Source organism: Streptomyces sp. NPDC041784 (genome assembly GCF_055591025.1).
Genome location: NZ_JBVJAB010000005.1, coordinates 380,119 through 397,836 on the forward strand (window position 1 = coordinate 380,119; position 17,718 = coordinate 397,836).

At 73.5% G+C, this 17,718-nt stretch carries 13 protein-coding genes and 1 pseudogene; 1 reads left to right on the plus strand and 13 read right to left on the minus strand.

Annotated features, from left to right (window positions below; all coding sequences use genetic code 11):
* Positions 1-19 precede the first annotated feature (19 nt).
* From ACZ6D7_RS14030 to ACZ6D7_RS14090, 13 genes and pseudogenes are all read right to left on the minus strand, one after another.
* Positions 20-571, minus strand: a complete 552-nt coding sequence (locus ACZ6D7_RS14030; protein WP_469489133.1) for a hypothetical protein — start codon at positions 569-571, stop codon at positions 20-22.
* Between the two features lie 34 nt (positions 572-605).
* A complete protein-coding gene (locus tag ACZ6D7_RS14035) occupies positions 606-1,211 on the minus strand; it encodes a TetR/AcrR family transcriptional regulator (RefSeq protein WP_469489139.1) in 606 nt (201 codons plus the stop codon).
* Positions 1,199-1,933, minus strand: a complete 735-nt coding sequence (locus ACZ6D7_RS14040) for an enoyl-CoA hydratase family protein (protein ID WP_469489143.1) — start codon at positions 1,931-1,933, stop codon at positions 1,199-1,201. Before ACZ6D7_RS14040 ends, ACZ6D7_RS14035 begins: the two co-directional genes overlap by 13 nt.
* The gene (locus ACZ6D7_RS14045) at positions 1,930-3,498 is read right to left on the minus strand and encodes a 4-coumarate--CoA ligase family protein (RefSeq protein WP_469489145.1); all 1,569 of its coding nucleotides are present in this window, start codon (positions 3,496-3,498) and stop codon (positions 1,930-1,932) included. The genes ACZ6D7_RS14040 and ACZ6D7_RS14045 overlap by 4 nt, the downstream gene beginning before the upstream one ends.
* Before the next feature lie 28 nt (positions 3,499-3,526).
* A complete protein-coding gene (locus tag ACZ6D7_RS14050) occupies positions 3,527-4,651 on the minus strand; it encodes an acyl-CoA dehydrogenase family protein (RefSeq protein WP_469489152.1) in 1,125 nt (374 codons plus the stop codon).
* A gap of 80 nt (positions 4,652-4,731) precedes the next feature.
* Complete coding sequence (locus tag ACZ6D7_RS14055; protein WP_469489158.1) at positions 4,732-6,591, minus strand: acetyl/propionyl/methylcrotonyl-CoA carboxylase subunit alpha; 1,860 nt, start codon at positions 6,589-6,591, stop codon at positions 4,732-4,734.
* An 11-nt stretch (positions 6,592-6,602) separates the two neighbouring features.
* Complete coding sequence (locus ACZ6D7_RS14060; protein ID WP_469489161.1) at positions 6,603-8,201, minus strand: acyl-CoA carboxylase subunit beta; 1,599 nt, start codon at positions 8,199-8,201, stop codon at positions 6,603-6,605.
* On the minus strand, positions 8,198-9,910 hold the full coding sequence (locus ACZ6D7_RS14065; protein ID WP_469489440.1) for an acyclic terpene utilization AtuA family protein: 1,713 nt from the start codon (positions 9,908-9,910) through the stop codon (positions 8,198-8,200). The genes ACZ6D7_RS14060 and ACZ6D7_RS14065 overlap by 4 nt, the downstream gene beginning before the upstream one ends.
* Before the next feature lie 23 nt (positions 9,911-9,933).
* Positions 9,934-10,728, minus strand: a complete 795-nt coding sequence (locus ACZ6D7_RS14070) for a TIGR03084 family metal-binding protein (protein ID WP_469489164.1) — start codon at positions 10,726-10,728, stop codon at positions 9,934-9,936.
* A 93-nt stretch (positions 10,729-10,821) separates the two neighbouring features.
* Entirely contained in the window at positions 10,822-11,745 is a 924-nt protein-coding gene (locus ACZ6D7_RS14075) for an EamA family transporter (protein WP_469489167.1), read from the minus strand.
* 188 nt (positions 11,746-11,933) lie between these two features.
* Positions 11,934-13,061 (minus strand): lipid II:glycine glycyltransferase FemX, encoded by a 1,128-nt coding sequence (locus tag ACZ6D7_RS14080; protein ID WP_469489172.1) that lies wholly within the window; start codon positions 13,059-13,061, stop codon positions 11,934-11,936.
* Positions 13,062-13,124: 63 nt separating this feature from the next.
* Positions 13,125-13,367: pseudogene (locus tag ACZ6D7_RS14085) on the minus strand (metallophosphoesterase family protein); the annotation flags it as partial.
* A 3-nt stretch (positions 13,368-13,370) separates the two neighbouring features.
* Entirely contained in the window at positions 13,371-16,295 is a 2,925-nt protein-coding gene (locus tag ACZ6D7_RS14090; RefSeq protein WP_469489175.1) for an FAD-binding and (Fe-S)-binding domain-containing protein, read from the minus strand.
* A 141-nt stretch (positions 16,296-16,436) separates the two neighbouring features.
* Between ACZ6D7_RS14090 and serC the strand changes: the two genes are divergently transcribed.
* Positions 16,437-17,555 carry a phosphoserine transaminase gene (gene serC, locus ACZ6D7_RS14095; RefSeq protein ID WP_469489179.1) on the plus strand — a complete coding sequence of 373 codons (1,119 nt, stop codon included), beginning with the start codon at positions 16,437-16,439 and terminating at the stop codon, positions 17,553-17,555.
* Positions 17,556-17,718 lie beyond the last annotated feature (163 nt).

Sequence of the window (17,718 nt, forward strand, 5' to 3'; positions counted from 1 at the left end):
CCGACCGACCGCCGTCCGCTCAGATCTTGCCCGGGAGGAACGCCGTGCGGTGACCCGGCAGGAACTCCGCCATACGGGCGCGGAACTCCTCGCTGAGCGGGGGCCAGTTCCAGAACTCGAAGCCTAGGTGGGCGAAGGCCAGATGGTCGTCGGACCAGTTCCAGGCCTCCAGCGGGACGGTCTCGGCGCAGGCGGGGCAGTCGACGGCGGCCTCGCCGGTCTCGTGCCACCGGGTGGTCGCGTCGGAGAAGAGCGACGGCTCGTCGACGGCGGCCCCGCAGCGCGGGCAGCTGCCCGTGGACGAGTCGTCGGCGTTGAAGTTGCTCCAGAAGATGTGGTGCTCGGTGTACACGGCGACGCCCTCCGGGCCGCCCCAGCGGGCGTCCTCCACCGCCTTGTGCCAGTGCGGGCCGGGCGGATGGGCCGGATCGTCACTCAGGGCCCAGCCCGGTTTCGCCTCGGCGAGCACGATGCCCTCGGCGACGAGCCAGTCCACCACGGTCCGCGCGAGCCGCGGCGCCTCCTCGGGCGTCGCGTCACGGTCGACGATCGTCTGGAAGGTGCTTCCCATGCCGGAACCGTAGGGCACGGCACTGACAACGCCCTCAGCCGAGCGTCTCGTCCAGCAGTCCCGCCCACTGCGCCACGACCCGTTCCCGGCGGCCCGCGTCGTCGGTGAGGAGGTTGGCGAGGCCGAGGCCGCGGGCCATGTCCAGCAGGCCCTGGACGCTCTCGCGGACGCCGGGCACGGACTCGTCGGCGTCGAGGAGTTCCACGGCTATCCGGTGGGTCTCGCGGCCGACGCGGGCCTCCAGTTCGGTCACGCGCGGGCGCAGCTGCTCCTCGTTGGACGCGGCGACCCACAGGTGCAGCGCGGCCCGGAAGAGGGGGCCGGTGTAGAGGTCGACCAGGGCGGCGACGACCTCGTGGCGGTCGGCGCCGCCTTCGGGGAAGAGGGCGCGCAGCGCGGTCGAGCGTTCCTCGGCGACGTACTCGACGGCGGCGGTGAAGAGGTCCTCGCGGGTGGGGAAGTGGTGCTGTGCGGCGCCCCGGGAGACGCCCGCGCGTTCGGCGACGACGGAGACCGTGGAGCCCGCCCAGCCGTGTTCGGCGAGGCAGGCCACGGCGGCTTCCAGGAGCCGCTGCCGGGTGGCCCGGCTGCGGTCCTGCTTGGGGGCGCGGTCACGGTCGACTGCGCTCACAGCACCCATGCGGGATCCCGTCGTTCGAGGAAGGCCGTCATCCCCTCGCGGGCTTGCGGGGAGGAGAACAGCCGAGCCGAGAGGGCGGTGAGGTGGGCCGCGTCCCGGTCGAAGGTCTCCAGCACCCTAGCCGTGAGCAGCCGTTTCGTCTCGGCGAGGCCCTGGGGGGCGGATCTGCGCAGGCCGTCGAGGACGGGTTCGAGTACGGCGTCGATGTCGTCGCCGGCCGTGGTGAGCAGGCCGGTGCGGGCGGCCTCGGGGGCGTCGAAGCGCTCGCCGGTGAGGTAGTAGCGGGCGAGGGCGCGGGGGTCGGTGCGCGGGAGCAGCGGCAGGGAGATCACGGCCGGTGCCACGCCGATCCGGACCTCGGTGAACGCGAAGGTCGAGGCGGTGGAGGCGGCGGTGATGTCGCAGGCGGCCAGCAGGCCGAGGCCGCCGGCCCGGACGTGCCCGGTGACCCGGGCGACGACCGGCTTGGGCAGCTCCACGATCCGGCGCAGCAGGCCGACGAAGGCGTCCGGGTCGGGCGGGTCGCGCAGGTCGGCGCCGGCGCAGAAGGTGGTGCCGGTGTGGGTGAGGACGACGGCGCGGACGTCGGGGTCCTTGCCGCAGTCGGTGAGGGCGTCGGCGAGGGCGCCGACGAGGGCCGAGGAGAGGGCGTTGCGGGTGTCGGGCGAGTCGAGGGTGAGCGTCTCGATGCCGCGTTCCCGGTCCCGTCGGACCGCTGTCATGCGCGCTCCCTGAGGTGGCGGCGCAGGATCTTCCCGCTGGCCGCCCTGGGTACGGCGTCGAGGAAGGTGACCTGGCGGACGCGCTTGTAGGGGGCGACCCGTTCGGCGACGTACATCGCGATCTCTCCTTCGGAGAGGTCGGGGGCGGTCGGCTGGCGGACCACGAAGGCGTGCGGGGTCTCGTTGCCGTCGTCGTTGTAGACGCCGATGACGGCGGCGTCCGCGATGCCGGGGTGGGTGAGCAGGAGCGCCTCCAGTTCGGCGGGGGCCACTTGGAAGCCCTTGTACTTGATGAGTTCCTTGACCCGGTCGACGACGAAGAGCCAGCCGTCCTCGTCGACGCGTCCGATGTCGCCGGTGTGCAGCCAGCCGTCGGTGTCGATCATGTCGGCGGTGGCGTCGGGGCGGCCGAGGTAGCCCTTCATGATCTGCGGGCCGCGGATGAGGATCTCGCCGGGCTCGCCGACGCCGAGGTCCTTGCCGGGGTCGTCGAGGGAGACGATCCGCATCTCGGTGCCGGCGATGAGCTTGCCGACGGTGCCGGCGGGGGCGTCGGCCATGGCGTCGAGGGGGACGACGTGGGTGCCCGGTGACAGTTCCGTCATGCCGTAGGCCTGGCCGACGGGCGGCAGGTCCAGGCGTGCGGAGCAGGCGGCGGCGAGGGTCGCGTCCAGGGGGGCGGCGGCGCTGACGACGTACTTCAGGGACGACAGGTCGTACTGGGCGACCGCCGGGTGCTTGGCGAGGGCGAGGACGATCGGCGGGGCCACGTAGAGGGCGGTGATGCGGTGGTTCTGGATGGCCGCGAGGAACGTCTCCAGCTCGAAGCGGGGCAGGACGACGACCGTGGCGCCCTGGCGCAGCGGCGCGTTCATCAGAGCCGTGAGCCCGTAGATGTGGAAGAACGGCAGGACGGCGAGGATGCGGTCGCCGGGGGCCGCCGAGATCGCCGGGGCGAGCTGGTCGAGGTTGGTGGCGATCTGCCGGTGGGTGAGCATCACGCCCTTGGGGACGCCGGTGGTGCCGGAGGAGTACGGCAGGGCCGCCACGTCCTCGGTGGGGTCGATCGCGACGTCCGGTTCGGGGGCGGCCGAGGCGAGCATGTCGATCAGCGAGCGGTGGCCGTGCGCGCTGTCGCAGACGAGGATCTCCTCGACGCCGCCCGCGAGTTCGGCGGCCCGGCGGGCCGTCTCCAGCAGCGGGGAGACGGTCACGATCCAGCGGGCGGCCGAGTCGCCGAGCTGCTTGGCGAACTCCTCGGCCGTGGCGAGCGGGTGCACGGTGGTGACGGAGGCACCCGCGCGCGTGGCCGCGTAGAAGGCGACCGGGAAGGCCACGGTGTTCGGGCTGTGCAGGGCGAGGACGTCGCCCTTGCTGACGCCGGCCTCGGCGAGCGCGGCGGCGACGCGCCGGTGGAAGACGTCGAGTTGGCCGTAGGTGAGCGTCGTGCCGTCCGTGCCGTCGATCAGCGCGGGTGTGTCGCCGTACTCGGCGGCCCGGCCCAGCACCGCCTCGTGGATGGGGAGTTCGACGGGCGGGACGTCTGCGTACTCGCTGCGGAACATGGTTCCTCCTGGCACGACGGTGTGCTGCCTAGTAGGACTTGGGCAGGCCCAGGGTCTGGTGGGAGACGTAGTTCAGAATCATCTCCCGGCTCACCGGGGCGATACGAGCCACGCGCGAGGCCGTGATGAGCCGGGCGATGCCGAACTCGGTCGTCAGGCCGTTGCCGCCGAGGGTCTGCACGGCCTGGTCGACCGCCTTCACACAGGCCTCCCCCGCCGCGTACTTGGCCATGTTGGCGGCCTCGCCCGCGCCGGCGTCGTCCCCCGCGTCGTACAGGTGGGCCGCCTTCTGCATCATCAGGCGGGCCAGTTCGAGGTCGATGTGGGCCTGGGCGAGGGGGTGGGCGATGGCCTGGTGGGCGCCGATCGGGGTGTTCCAGACGGTGCGGTCGCGGGCGTACTCGATCGCGCGTGTGAGCGCGTACCGGCCCATGCCGATCGCGAACGCGGCCGTCATGATCCGCTCGGGGTTCAGACCGGCGAACAGCTGGAGCAGGCCCGCGTCCTCGTCGCCGACGAGTGCCTCCGCCGGGAGCCGTACGTCGTCCAAGATCAGTTCGAACTGCTTCTCCGCGCTGTGCAGTTCCATGTCGATGCGGCGGTGGGTGAAGCCGGGAGCGTCACGCGGGACGATGAAGAGGCAGGGCTTGAGGCGGCCGGTGCGGGCGTCCTCCGTGCGGCCGACGATGAGGGTGGCGTCCGCGATGTCCACGCCGGAGACGAAGACCTTGCGGCCGGTGAGCAGCCAGTCCGTGCCGTCGCGGCGGGCGGTGGTGGTGATGCGGTGGCTGTTGGAGCCGGCGTCGGGTTCGGTGATGCCGAAGGCCATGAGACGGGTGCCGTCCGCCAGCGCGGGGAGCCACTCCTGTTTCTGGGCCTCGGTGCCGAAGCGGGCGATGACCGTGCCGCAGATCGCCGGGGAGACGATCATCATGAGGAGGGGGTTTCCGGCGGCGCCCAGTTCTTCGAGGACCAGGGAGAGTTCGGTGATGCCGCCGCCGCCTCCGCCGTACGCCTCCGGCAGGTTGACGCCGATGTAGCCGAGTTTGGCTGCGGCTTGCCAGAGGCCGTTGGTGTCGGTGTGGCCCTTGGCGAAGGCCGTTACCGCTTCGCGGAGGGCCTTGTGCTCGTCCGTTTCGATCAGAGTGGTCATGGTGGCTCCTTCGGGTGCGGGTTCGTCGTGGCCGGTCGCGCTCACGCGGCGGAGCCGCATATCGATGCGGCCCCGCGCCCCTAGGTCGCTTGCACTACCGCCAGCAGAGTGCCGACCTGGACCTGTTGTCCGGTCGTCACCTGCAACTCCGTCAGCGTCCCCGCCGTCGGGGCCGAAATGACGTGCTGCATCTTCATCGCTTCGAGCCACACCAGTGGTTCACCGGCCTGGACACTCGATCCGGTGATGAGACCTTCCGCGATCTTGACGACCGTGCCGGGCATCGGGGCCAGCAGGGAGCCGGGGGCGCGCTGGGCCTCCGGGTCGGGGAAGCGGGGCAGGGCGGTGAGGGTGGTGCCGTTGACGTGGACCTGGTCGCCGTGGCGGGCGACCTCGAAGCGGCGCCGTACGCCGTCGATCTCCAGGACCACCAGGGCGGGGTCCGCGTGGACGACCTGGACGCGGTCCGCCGTGAGGCCACCGCGCCCGTAGGTGTAGCCGACCTCGGCCTCCTCGCCCCCGACCGCGTACCGCTTCGTCTGCGGCTGGGAGGGCAGGTTGCGCCAGCCGCCCACGCCGAGCCCCCTGCGGGCACCGGCGCGCGCTTCCGCCAGCGCGGCGGCCAGCGGGGCGTACGGGTCGGTGGCGGGCGCGGTCAGCGACGGCAGATGGCGGTCGTAGAAGCCCGTGTCCATGCGGGCGGAGGTGAACTCCTCGTGGCGCAGGGAGCGGACCAGGAGGTCGCGGTTGGTGGTCGGGCCGTGCAGGACGGCGCGTTCCAGGGCTCCGGCCAGCCGGCGGATCGCCTCCGCGCGCGTGGGGGCGTGGGCGACGACCTTGGCGAGCATCGGGTCGTAGTGGACGCCGATCTCGTCGCCGTCGCCGTAGCCGGTGTCCAGGCGGACGCCGTCGGGGACGGCCAGGCGGTGCAGGGTGCCGGTCTGCGGGGTCCAGCCGGTCGCGGGGTCCTCGGCGTAGAGGCGGGCCTCGATCGCGTGGCCGCGCGCGTGGGGCGGTTCGGGGGCGAGCGCGGCGCCCTCGGCGACCCGGATCTGCTCCGCGACCAGGTCGACGCCGAAGACGGCCTCGGTGACCGGGTGCTCGACCTGGAGGCGGGTGTTCATCTCCAGGAAGTGCGCGCGGCCGTCGGCGACGAGGAACTCGACGGTGCCGGCGCCGACGTAGGAGACGGCGCGCGCGGCGCGCACGGCCAGCGTGCGCAGTTCCTCCTCCAGCGGCGCGGGGAGGCCGGGCGCCGGGGCCTCCTCGACCACCTTCTGGTGGCGGCGCTGGAGGGAGCAGTCGCGGGTGCCGAGCACCCACACGGTGCCGTGGGTGTCGGCGAGCACCTGCACCTCCACGTGGCGGCCGTTCTCCACGTAGGGCTCGACGAACACCTCGCCGTCACCGAAGGCGCTCGCGGCCTCGGCGCGCGCGCCGTCCAGTGCGGCGCTCAGCTCCTCCAGGCGGCGCACGACGCGCATCCCGCGCCCGCCGCCGCCCGCGGCCGCCTTCACCAGGACCGGAAGGTCCGCCTTCGTCACCTCCCGCGCGTCCAGGGGCGCGAGGCCCATCAGTTCCTTCGCGCGTGTCTTGGAGGCCATCGCCTCGATCGCCTCCGGAGGAGGGCCGATCCAGACCAGGCCCGCGTCCAGCACGGCACGCGCGAAGTCGGCGTTCTCGGAGAGGAAGCCGTAGCCGGGGTGCACGGCGTCCGCGCCCGCCGCCACGGCGGCCTTCACGATCAGGTCGGCGCGCAGATAGGTGTCCGCGGGGGCGGCGCCCGGCAGCCGTACCGCCGCGTCGGCCACGCGCGTGTGCAGCGCGGTCCCGTCGGCGTCCGAGTGCACGGCGACCGTCCGGATGCCCAGCTCACGACAGGTGCGGAAGACACGGCAGGCGATCTCGCCGCGGTTGGCGACGAGCACAGAAGCGATCACTGGAAGGTCCCTCACATCCGGAAGACGCCGAAGCCGCCCCGCGCACCCTCGTAGGGGGCGGTGTGAATGGCCGAGAGGCACAGCCCCAGGACCGTGCGGGTGTCGCGCGGGTCGATGACGCCGTCGTCGTACAGCCGCCCGGACAGGAACATCGGCAGCGACTCGGACTCGATCTGCTGCTCCACCATGGCCCGCAGGGCGGCGTCCGCGTCCTCGTCGTAGGGCTGCCCCTTCGCCGTCGCCGACTGCCGGGCGACGATCGACAGGACGCCCGCGAGCTGCTGCGGGCCCATCACGGCGGACTTGGCGCTGGGCCAGGCGAACAGGAAGCGGGGGTCGTAGGCGCGCCCGCACATGCCGTAGTGGCCGGCCCCGTACGAGGCGCCCAGCAGCACCGACAGGTGGGGCACCGTCGAATTGGAGACCGCGTTGATCATCATCGCGCCGTGCTTGATGATGCCGCCCTGCTCGTACTCCTTGCCCACCATGTAGCCGGTGGTGTTGTGCAGGAAGAGCAGCGGGATGTCGCGCTGGTTGGCGAGCTGGATGAACTGGGCGGCCTTCTGGGACTCCGCGCTGAAGAGCACGCCCTGGGCGTTCGCCAGGATGCCCACGGGGTAGCCGTGCAGGGTCGCCCAGCCGGTGGCCAGGCTGCTGCCGTACAGCGGCTTGAACTCGTCGAAGTCGGAGCCGTCGACGATCCGGGCGATCACCTCGCGCGGGTCGAAGGGGACCTTGAGGTCGCCGGGGACGATGCCCAGCAGCTCGTCCGGATCGTACTTGGGCGGCTCGGCCGGGCTCGGATCGTCGTACGCCTTGCGGTGGTTGAGCCGGGCGACCACCCGCCGGGCCTGCCGCAGGGCGTCGCGCTCGTCGACGGCGAAGTAGTCGGCGAGACCCGACACGCGCGCGTGCATCTCCGCGCCGCCCAGGGACTCGTCGTCGCTCTCCTCCCCGGTGGCCATCTTCACCAGCGGCGGCCCGCCGAGGAACACCTTGGCCCGCTCCTTGACCATGATCACGTGATCGGACATGCCGGGGATGTAGGCGCCGCCGGCGGTCGAGTTGCCGAACACCACCGCCACCGTCGGGATGCCGGCCGCCGACAGCCGGGTCAGGTCCCGGAAGATCGCGCCCCCGGGGATGAAGATCTCCTTCTGGGACGGCAGGTCGGCCCCGCCGGACTCCACCAGGCTGATGCAGGGCAGCCGGTTGGCCAGGGCGATGTCGTTCGCCCGCAGGGCCTTCTTCAGGGACCAGGGGTTGCTGGCGCCGCCGCGCACGGTCGGGTCGTTGGCCGTGATCAGGCACTCCACGCCCTCGACGACCCCGATCCCGGTGACCAGCGAGGCGCCCACGGTGTACTCGCTGCCCCAGGCCGCCAGCGGCGACAGCTCCAGGAACGGCGTGTCCGGGTCGAGGAGCAGTTCGATGCGCTCCCGGGCGAGCAGTTTGCCGCGCTCGCGGTGGCGTCGGACGTACTTCTCGCCGCCTCCGGCCAGCGCCTTGGCGTGCTCGGCGTCGAGGTCGGCCAGCTTGGCGAGCATCGCCTCGCGGTGCGCGCGGTGGTCGGGGCCGTTGGTGTCCAGCGCCGACGACAGGACGGTCAAAACAGGGCCTCCGGGATGTCCAGGTGACGGGAGCGCAGCCATTCGCCGAGGGCCTTGGCCTGCGGGTCGAAGCGGTGCTGGGCGGCGACGCCCGCGCCGAGGATGCCCTCGACGACGAAGTTCAGGGCGCGCAGCCGGGGCAGCGCGTGCCGGGTGACGGTCAACTCGGCGCTCTCGGGGATCAGCTGCCGGAAGAGGTCGACGGTGAGCGTGTGCGCGAGCCACCGCCACGCCTCGTCCGTCCGTACCCACACCCCGACGTTGGCGTCCCCGCCCTTGTCGCCGCTGCGGGCGCCGGCGACGAGCCCGAGGGGCGCGCGCCGCACGGGCCCCGGCGGCAGCGGCTCGGGCGGCGGCGGCTCCGGTACGGCCTCGAGGACGAGACTGTCGGCGCCCGGCGCCACGGAGAGCCGGCGGCCGTCGTCGAGGATCGCGAGGTGCTCGACGCCGTCCCGGGGGACGTACGCGGCCTCGAAGACGCCGTACGGGGCGCCCTTGCCCGGCGGGGCGAGCACATGGAAGCCCGGGTAGCTCGCGAGCGCCAGCTCCACGGCCGCGCCGCTCAACGCCCGCCCCACGACGTCCTGTCGGGGGTCGCGTACGACGAGCCGCAGCAGGGCGCTCGCTGTCTCCTCGGTGTCGGCGTCGGGCCGGTCGGTCCGCACGAGGTCCCAACGGACCTCCTCGGGAGGGGACTTGGCGAATGCGTGGGCGTCCATCTGCTCGCGCACCAGCGCCGCCTTGGCCTCGATGTCGAGGCCGGTGAGCACGAAGACGACCTCGTTGCGGAAGCCGCCGAGGCGGGTGCGGCCGACCTTGAGCGTGGGCGGCGGGGCCTCCCCGCACACCCCGTCGATCCGCACCCGGTCCGGCCCGTCCTGGGTGAGCCGTACGGTGTCCAGCCGGGCGGTGACGTCGGGTCCCGCGTACCGGGCGCCGCCGGTCTCGTAGAGCAGCTGGGCGGTGACCGTGCCGACGTCGACGAGCCCGCCGGTGCCGGGATGCTTGGTGATCACGCAGCTGCCGTCCTCGTGCAGCTCGGCCAGCGGGAAGCCGGGGCGCCGCACGTCCGCCTCCCGGAAGAAGGCGTGGTTGCCGCCGGTCGCCTGGGTCCCGCACTCCAGCACATGCCCGGCGACGACAGCCCCCGCGAGCCGGTCGTACTCCGTGGGCCCCCAGCCGAAGTACGCGGCGGCGGGGCCGGTGACCAGGGCCGCGTCCGTCACCCGGCCGGTGACCACGATGTCCGCGCCCTCGCGCAGACAGGCGGCGATGCCGAAGCCGCCGAGGTAGGCGTGGGCGGTGAGGCTGCCGGGGTGCGCGGCGGTGAGGTCGTCGCCCTCGACGTGGGCGACCCGCACGGGGATGCCGAGGCGGCCGGCCAGCCCGCGTACGGCGTCGGCGAGTCCGGCCGGATTCAGTCCGCCCGCGTTGGTGACGATCCGCACGCGGCGGTCGTGGGCGAGGCCGAGGCACTCCTCCAGCTGACGCAGGAAGGTGCGGGCGTACCCGGCGGACGGGTCCTTGAGCCGGTCCCGGCCCAGGATCAGCATGGTCAGCTCGGCGAGGTAGTCGCCGGTGAGGACGTCGAGTTCGCCGCCGGTGAGCATCTCGCGCATGGCGTCGAGGCGGTCGCCGTAGAAACCGGAGGCGTTGCCGATGCGCAGGGCCGGGAGCGGGGGCGGGGCCGGGACCGGGTCCGTGGGCAGGACCGGGACCGGGTCCGGGGGCGTCACTCGGCCGCTCCCCGCGGTGCGCGGCCCTTGCCGGGCGGGCCGGCGAAGGCCTGGGCGACGTCCAGCCAGCGGTCGGCGTCCGGGCCCTCCGCCTCCAGCGCGAGGTCGGCGCGGTGGGCGCGCTGGGTGACCAGACGGCAGAAGTCGAGCGCGGGGCCGGTGACGCGGTCGGCGGCGTCCTCGGGGCCGTACGTCCACAGCTCGCCCGACGGGCCGCGCAGTTCGACGCGGAACTCCTCGAAGGGCGTGGGCAGGCCGTGCACGCCGAAGGCGAAGTCGCGGGTGCGGACGCCGAGGCGGACGATGTGGCGGAGCCGGTCGGTGGGTACGGGGGTCACGCCGAGCGCGTCCGCCACGTCCAGGCCGTGGGCCCAGGTCTCCATGAGGCGGGCGGTGGCCATGGAGGCGGCCGACATGGGCGGGCCGTACCAGGGGAAACGCGCGCCCGGTGGCGCCGCTCGCAGGGCCTCGGCGAGGGCCTCGCGGCCGGCCCGCCAGTCCGCGAGCAGCCGCTCGGGCGGCTCGGCGGCGCCCTCGTCGGCGCCGTTGTCCACGAAGTCGCCGGGTGCGGCCAGCGCCTTCTCGACCTCACGGCCGAAGGCGTCCTGATCGGTCACGGCCAGCACGGAGGAGCGGTCGGTCCAGGCGAGGTGGGCGATCTGGTGCGCGACGGTCCAGCCGGGCGCGGGGGTCGGGAGCGTCCACTGCTCCGGCCTCAACTCCGCGACGAGACGGTCCAGTTCGTCGCTCTCGGCCTTCAGGTCGTCGATCACGGGCGTCGGGTCGGCCATGGGGTGGAGCATGGCAGCGGGACCAGAAACAATCAAGCATGCTTGCATGAATTTCCGGCCGGGGCCTCCGGGGCGCCCCGGCTCGACGGACGGCTACGCCTCCGGAACCGGCGCCTTCCCCCGTCCGACCTGGGTCCGTACCGCGCCCATGCTCGCGGCGATGACCAGGGCGATCGCGGCGGACTCCATCAGGGACAGGGCCTGGCCGAGGATGAGGAAGCCGGCCGTCGCGGCGAGGGCGGGTTCGAGGCTCATCAGGACGGCGAAGGTAGAGGCGGGGAGGCGGCGCAGGGCCAGGAGTTCAAGGGTGTACGGGAGGACGGACGACAGCAGGGCCACCGCCGCGCCCAGCCCCAGCGTCACCGGGTCGACGAGCTTCGCGCCCGACTCGGCGACACCCAGCGGCAGGAAGAGCAGCGCGCCCACCGCCATCGCCAGCGCGAGCCCGTCGGCCTGCGGGAACCGCCGGCCCGTGCGGGCGCTGAACACGATGTACGCCGCCCACATCGCCCCCGCGCCCAGCGCGAAGGCGGCCCCCACCGGGTCGAGGTCGCCGAACCCCCCGCCCCCGAGCAGGAAGACCCCGGCGAGGGCCAGTCCGGCCCAGACCAGGTTCACCGCGCGGCGCGAGGCGACGACCGACAGCGCGAGCGGACCCAGCACCTCCAGGGTCACCGCCGGGCCGAGCGGGATCCGGTCGACGGCCTGGTAGAAGAGGCCGTTCATCGCGGCCATCGTGACGCCGAAGACGATCACCGTGCCCCAGTCCGTGCGGGAGTGGCCGCGCAGCCGGGGGCGGCAGACGACGAGCAGGACCACCGCCGCGACCAGCAGCCGCAGCGCCACCACCCCGAGCGCGCCCGCGCGCGGCATCAGCGTCACGGCCAGCGCGCCGCCGAACTGCACGGAGACGCCCCCGGCGAGCACCAGACCGACGGGACCGAGGGCGCCCCGGCGGCCGGGGGCGGCGGTGACCGGGGCGAGGGGCGTCGTGGGGGCGGCGTCGGGGACGGTCACGGTGGGTCCTGGTGGCTCGACTCGGATCGTTCAGCTCAATGTACTACCGAGTCCAGGTTAATGGACCTAGTCAGGAGTGTGAACCCATTACACCTCTGTCTCGGGTGCTGAGATCGGGTGGCGGGATCGGGTGCTGAGATCCGGTAGCGAGATGTCGGCTGCCGCTGTCGGCGGGCCATGTGCTGCCGCTATCGGCGGGCCATGTACAGGTCCAGCGCCTTGTGCAGCAGCCTGTTGAGCGGGAAGTCCCACTCGCCCAGGTACTCCACGGCCTCCCCGCCGGTGCCCACCTTGAAGCGGAGCAGGCCGAGCAGGTGGTTCGAGTCCTCCAGGGTGTCGGTGATGCCGCGCAGGTCGTAGACGGCGGCGCCGAGCTCGTGGGCGTCGCACATCATGCGCCACTGCATCGCGTTGTTGGGCTGGACCTCGCGTCTGCGGGCGGTGGAGGCGCCGTAGGAGTACCAGACGTGCTCGCCGACCGTCAGCATGGTGGCCGCCGCGAGGACCTCGCCGTCGTGGTGGGCGAGGTAGAGCCGCATGCGGTCGGGGTGTTCGGCGTTGAGCGCGCTCCACATGCGCTGGAAGTAGGGCAGCGGGCGCGGGATGAACCGGTCCCGTTCGGCGGTCTCGGTGTAGAGCGAGTAGAAGGCAGGCAGGTCCTCCGGGCCTCCGCGGACGACCTTCACACCGGCCTTCTCCGCCTTCTTGATGTTGCGCCGCCACTGCTGGTTGAGGCCGCCCTGGATCTCCTCCAGCGACCGTCCGGCGAACGGGACCTGGAACACGTACCGGGGCTGTCCGGCGGCGAAGCCGTCCTCGCCGCCCGGCTCGGTCTGCCGCCAGCCGGCCCGGCGCAGCCGGTCGGCGACCTCGACGGCGCCCGGTTCGTACGAGGTGGCCTCGGCGTCGCGCAGCCGGTGGGCGTCCGGGTCGGCGACGGCCGCCTTGACGGCCTCGGCGTTCCAGCGGCGGACGACGACGGGCGGGCCCATCTTCACCGAGAACGCGCCCCGCGCCTTCAGATGGGCGAGCATCGGCTCCAGCCAGCGCTCCACCAGGTCGGGCGCGGACCAGTCGATGAGCGGGCCCTCGGGCAGATAGGCCAGGTACCTCCGCAGCCCGGGCAGCGGCCGGAACAGCACCAGCCCCACCCCGGCGAGCCCGCCCCGCTCGTCGAACCAGCCCAGGCTCTCCGCCCGCCAGTCCGGCTTCACCTCGCCCCAGGCGGGGATCTGCATATGGCTGGCGGAGGGGCGGCCCGCGACGAACGCCAGGTGCTCGTCACGGGTGATGGGCTGGACACGCAGGCTGCTCATGCGCCAAGGCTCCTTCGGGTGAATGGTCGAACGGTCGAACGACTGTCCGGCCGTCCCAGCAAATCAGGGCCGCCCTTCCCGGGGGCCGAACGCCTCCAGCGCCTGCGTGTCCGTCACTCGCGCATGCAGATACACGTCGGCCCACTCGGCGATCTCCGGGTAGCCGCACTCTCCGCACGCGGCGACCAGCCGGGCGCCGTACGGCATCCCCACGCTGCCAGGGTTCACCACCAGCCGACCCTGCGCGAGGCGGACGTACGGCATATGGGTGTGGCCGCACACCACCGTGCGCACGGAGTCGTCGAGGCGTCATTCTTCCTCCCCCTCCGGTCCCTCCAGTCCCTCCAGTCCCTCCAGTCCCTCCGCGAGGATCTCCGCCAGGTGCGACCCCCGCACGCCGGCCAGCTGCTCCAACTGCGTCCGGCAGGAGAAGCCGTCGGCGAGGACGACGGACCCCTCGGGGGCGTTCCGCACGGCCGGCAGCAGCTGTTCCTCCGCGCAGGCCACCGACACCTCGAAGTGGCCCTTCTCGAAGCCGAAGTTGCCCGCGAGGCCGCAGCAGCCGCCGCTCAGCTCCCCGGTGAGGCCGGCGGCCGCGCGCAGCCGGCGGTCGGCCGTGTCACCGAGGACCGCGTGCTGGTGGCAGTGGGTCTGGCCGACCGCCGGACGGTCCACGCGCGGCGGCCGCCAGCCGGGCGCGTGCCGCTCCAGCACCTCCGCGAAGGTGAGCACCCGGGCGGCGAGGCGGGCGGCCCGCGGATCGTCGGACAGCAACTCGGGCAGATCGGTGCGCAGGGCGGCGGCGCAGCTCGGCTCCAGGACGACGACCGGCGCGGCCGTCTCCAGCACCGGCTCCATCAGGTCCAGCGTGCGGCGCAGCACCGCGCGTGCCCGGTCCAGCTGGCCGGTGGAGACATACGTCAGCCCGCAGCAGACCCGGCCCCGGCGGGCGGTCAGCAGCGCGGCCGGGGACGTCGAGCGGCCGTCGCCGACCGGGCGCCCGCGCATCCGCAGGGTCGGCGGCAGCGCCACCCGCAGCCCGGCCGCCTCCAGCACCCGGACGGCCGCCCGGCCGACGGCGGGCGAGAGGTGTTCGGTGAAGGTGTCGGGCCACAGGACGACCAGGTCACCGCCCCCCGCGCCGGAGGGCCTTCGCCTCCCCCACCACCGGCTGAACGTCTCCCTCGCCAGCCGGGGGATCGCCCGCTCCGGTGCGAGCCCGCCCACCGCCTTCGCGACGCGTGCCAACGGCCCCACGGCGGCGAGCGCGTTGACGAGCGGCACCGCGCGCGTGCGGGAGGCCCAGCGCAGCCACTCCGGCAGCCGCCCCATGCTGTGGTGCGCGGCCGGCCGGCGGCGCCCGGCGTAGTGGTGGTGCAGGAACTCCGCCTTGTAGGTGGCCATGTCGACCTCCACCGGGCAGTCGGACCGGCAGCCCTTGCAGGACAGGCACAGGTCCAGCGCGTCCCGTACCTCCGTCGACCGCCAGCCGTCGGTGACCAGCTCGCCGGCGAGCATCTCGTGCAGCAGCCGGGCCCGGCCGCGCGTGGAGTGCTCCTCCCGGCCCGTCGCCCGGAACGACGGGCACATCACCGCGGGGCCGGACACGGTCGTCGTACGGCACTTGGCGACGCCGACGCAGCGGCGGACGGCGGCGGAGAAGTCGCCGCCGTCGGACGGGTAGCCGAAGGCCACGTCCACCGGCTCGCGCGGCAGGACGGAGAAACGGAGGTTCGTGTCGAGGGGCGCGGGGCGGACCAGCATCCCCGGGTTGAGGAGGTCGTCCGGGTCCCAGACGGCCTTGGCGCGCTCGAACAGGGCCACCGTCTCCTCGCCGTACATCCTCGGCAGCAGTTCGGCGCGCGCCTGCCCGTCGCCGTGCTCCCCGGACAGCGAACCGCCGTGCGCCACCACCAGGTCGGCGAGTTCCTCGGAGAAGGCGCGGAACCGGCCGACGCCCGCCGGGGTCAGCAGGTCGAAGTCGATCCGGACGTGGATACAGCCGTCCCCGAAGTGCCCGTACGGCGTCCCGCGCAGCCCGTGCCGGCCGAGCAGCTCCCGGAAGTCCCGCAGATAGGCGCCGAGCCGGGCCGGCGGGACCGCGCAGTCCTCCCAGCCGGGCCAGGCCTCGGAGCCTTCCCCAGCCCCGGGGGGCTGGGAGGTGCCCCCAGGCATCCGGGTCGCCGTACCGCTCGCGTCCTCCCGGATCCGCCACAGCGCCCGCTGCCCGGCCGGGTCGGTGACCACGCTCGCGTCCACGACGTCCGCCGCCCGCACGATCGCCTCCGCACGCGCGCGTGCCTCCCCCGGCGACTCCCCGCCCGTCTCCACGAACAGCCAGGCCCCGCCCCTCGGCAGCCCGGCCGTCGACGGCACGAGGTCGGCCGCCATGCCCTCCACGGTGAGCGGCCCGTGCGGAAGGATCCCTGCGGCGGCCTCGGCCGCGGCGCCCTCGTCGGCGTACCCCAGCACCGCGAGGGCACGCGCGCGTGGAGCCTCGACCAGGGCGACGACCGCCTCCGTGAGCACGCCCAGTGTGCCCTCCGAGCCGCAGAAGGAACGGGCGACGTCGGCGCCCTTCTCGGGCAGCAGCGCGTCCAGCGCGTACCCGGAGATACGGCGGGGCAGCTCGGGGAAACCGGTGCGCAGCCGCGCCAGGTCGCCCTCCACCAGCGCCCGCAGTCCGTCCGGCGCCCCCGCCCACCCCTTCCCCAGCCGCAGCCGCCGTCCGCGCGCGGTGATCACGGCCAGTTCGCGCACGCTGTCGGCCGTCGTGCCCCAGGCCACCGAGTGGGAGCCGCACGCGTTGTTGCCGATCATCCCCCCGAGCGTGCAGCGGCTGTGCGTGGACGGGTCGGGGCCGAAGCGCAGCCCGTGCGGGGCGGCGGCCTCCTGGAGCCGGTCGAGCACGAGCCCCGGCTGCACGACCGCCGTGCGCGCGGCGGGATCGAGGGCGACCAGCCGGTTCATGTACCGGGTGAAGTCCAGCACCACGCCCGTGCCGGTCGCCTGCCCCGCGATCGACGTCCCGCCGCCGCGCGCCACCACCGGCACCCCGTGCGCCCGGCACACCTCCAGGACGGCCGCCACGTCGTCGGCGTCGCGGGGCGCGACGACGCCCAGGGGGACCCGGCGGTAGTTGGACGCGTCCATGGTGACGAGCGCCCGGGAGGTGACGTCGAAGCCGACATCACCCCGGACGGCCCTGCGCAGATCGGCCTCGAGATCCGTCATGGGTCAAGCATGCACCCCGTCACTGACAGTGACGATCGCCCGGCCGTCTCGTAGGTCCGCACAGGTCCAAAGGCTGGAGATCTCGTCTCATCGAACGGACACGTTTCCACGCCGTTTCCCCGAAGGGATACCCTCCGCCTCGTGGCTGAGATCCAGATTCCCGCTGACATCAAGCCCGCCGACGGTCGATTCGGCGCGGGCCCCTCCAAGGTGCGGACGGAAGCGCTGGACGCGCTGGCCGCGACCGGCACATCCCTCCTGGGCACCTCGCACCGCCAGGCCCCGGTCAAGAACCTGGTCGGCCAGGTACGCGAGGGCATCTCCGAGCTGTTCTCCCTCCCCGAGGGCTACGAGGTGATCCTCGGCAACGGCGGCTCCACCGCGTTCTGGGACGTCGCGACCCACGGCCTGATCGAGAACAAGTCGCAGCACCTCACGTTCGGCGAGTTCTCGTCCAAGTTCGCGAAGGCCGCGAAGCTCGCGCCCTGGCTGGCCGAGCCGACCGTGATCTCCTCCGACCCCGGCACGCACCCCGAGCCGCGGGCCGAGGCGGGCGTCGACGTCTACGCCTTCACCCACAACGAGACGTCCACGGGCGTCGCGGCTCCGCTGAAGCGCGTGGCGGGCGCCGACGAGGGCGCGCTGGTCCTGGTGGACGCCACGTCCGGCGCGGGCGGCCTCCCGGTCGACATCGCCGAGACGGACGTCTACTACTTCGCCCCGCAGAAGTCCTTCGCCTCCGACGGCGGTCTGTGGATCGGCGTCTTCTCGCCGGCCGCGATCGAGCGCGCGGAGCGGATCCACGCGTCCGGCCGCCACATCCCGGAGTTCTTCAGCCTCCCCACGGCGATCGACAACTCCCGCAAGAACCAGACGTACAACACCCCGGCGCTGGCCACCCTCTTCCTGCTGAACCAGCAGCTGGAGTGGATCAACGGCCAGGGCGGACTCGCCTGGTCGACGGCCCGTACGAAGGACTCCTCCACCCGCCTCTACACCTGGGCCGAGGAGTCGAAGCACGCGGACCCGTTCGTCACGGACCCGGCCAAGCGCTCCCAGGTGATCGGCACGATCGACTTCTCCGCGGAGATCGACGCCGCCGCGATCGCCAAGGTCCTGCGCGCCAACGGCATCGTCGACACCGAGCCCTACCGCAAGCTCGGCCGCAACCAGCTCCGCGTCGCGATGTTCCCGGCGATCGACCCGGCGGACGTCGAGGCCCTGACGAAGTGCATCGACTACGTGATCGAGAAGCTCTGATCACCGCTCCTGTACGGCTGTGGGGGGGGGGGGGGGGGGGGGGGGGGGGGGGGGGGGGGGGGGGGGGGGGGCGGGGGGGGGGGGGGGGGGGGGGGGGGGGGGGGGGGGGGGGGGGGGGGGGGGGGGGGGGGGGGGGTGGGGGGGGGGGGGGGGGGGGGGAGTA

Bases quoted from the DNA above. Each gene is read 5' to 3' on its own strand.
- ACZ6D7_RS14030 (WP_469489133.1), bottom strand. From the start codon at position 571: ATGGGAAGCACCTTCCAGACGATCGTCGACCGTGACGCGACGCCCGAG.
- ACZ6D7_RS14035 (WP_469489139.1), bottom strand. From the start codon at position 1,211: ATGGGTGCTGTGAGCGCAGTCGACCGTGACCGCGCCCCCAAGCAGGAC.
- ACZ6D7_RS14040 (WP_469489143.1), bottom strand. From the start codon at position 1,933: ATGACAGCGGTCCGACGGGACCGGGAACGCGGCATCGAGACGCTCACC.
- ACZ6D7_RS14045 (WP_469489145.1), bottom strand. From the start codon at position 3,498: ATGTTCCGCAGCGAGTACGCAGACGTCCCGCCCGTCGAACTCCCCATC.
- ACZ6D7_RS14050 (WP_469489152.1), bottom strand. From the start codon at position 4,651: ATGACCACTCTGATCGAAACGGACGAGCACAAGGCCCTCCGCGAAGCG.
- ACZ6D7_RS14070 (WP_469489164.1), bottom strand. From the start codon at position 10,728: ATGGCCGACCCGACGCCCGTGATCGACGACCTGAAGGCCGAGAGCGAC.
- ACZ6D7_RS14080 (WP_469489172.1), bottom strand. From the start codon at position 13,061: ATGAGCAGCCTGCGTGTCCAGCCCATCACCCGTGACGAGCACCTGGCG.
- ACZ6D7_RS14090 (WP_469489175.1), bottom strand. From the start codon at position 16,295: ATGACGGATCTCGAGGCCGATCTGCGCAGGGCCGTCCGGGGTGATGTC.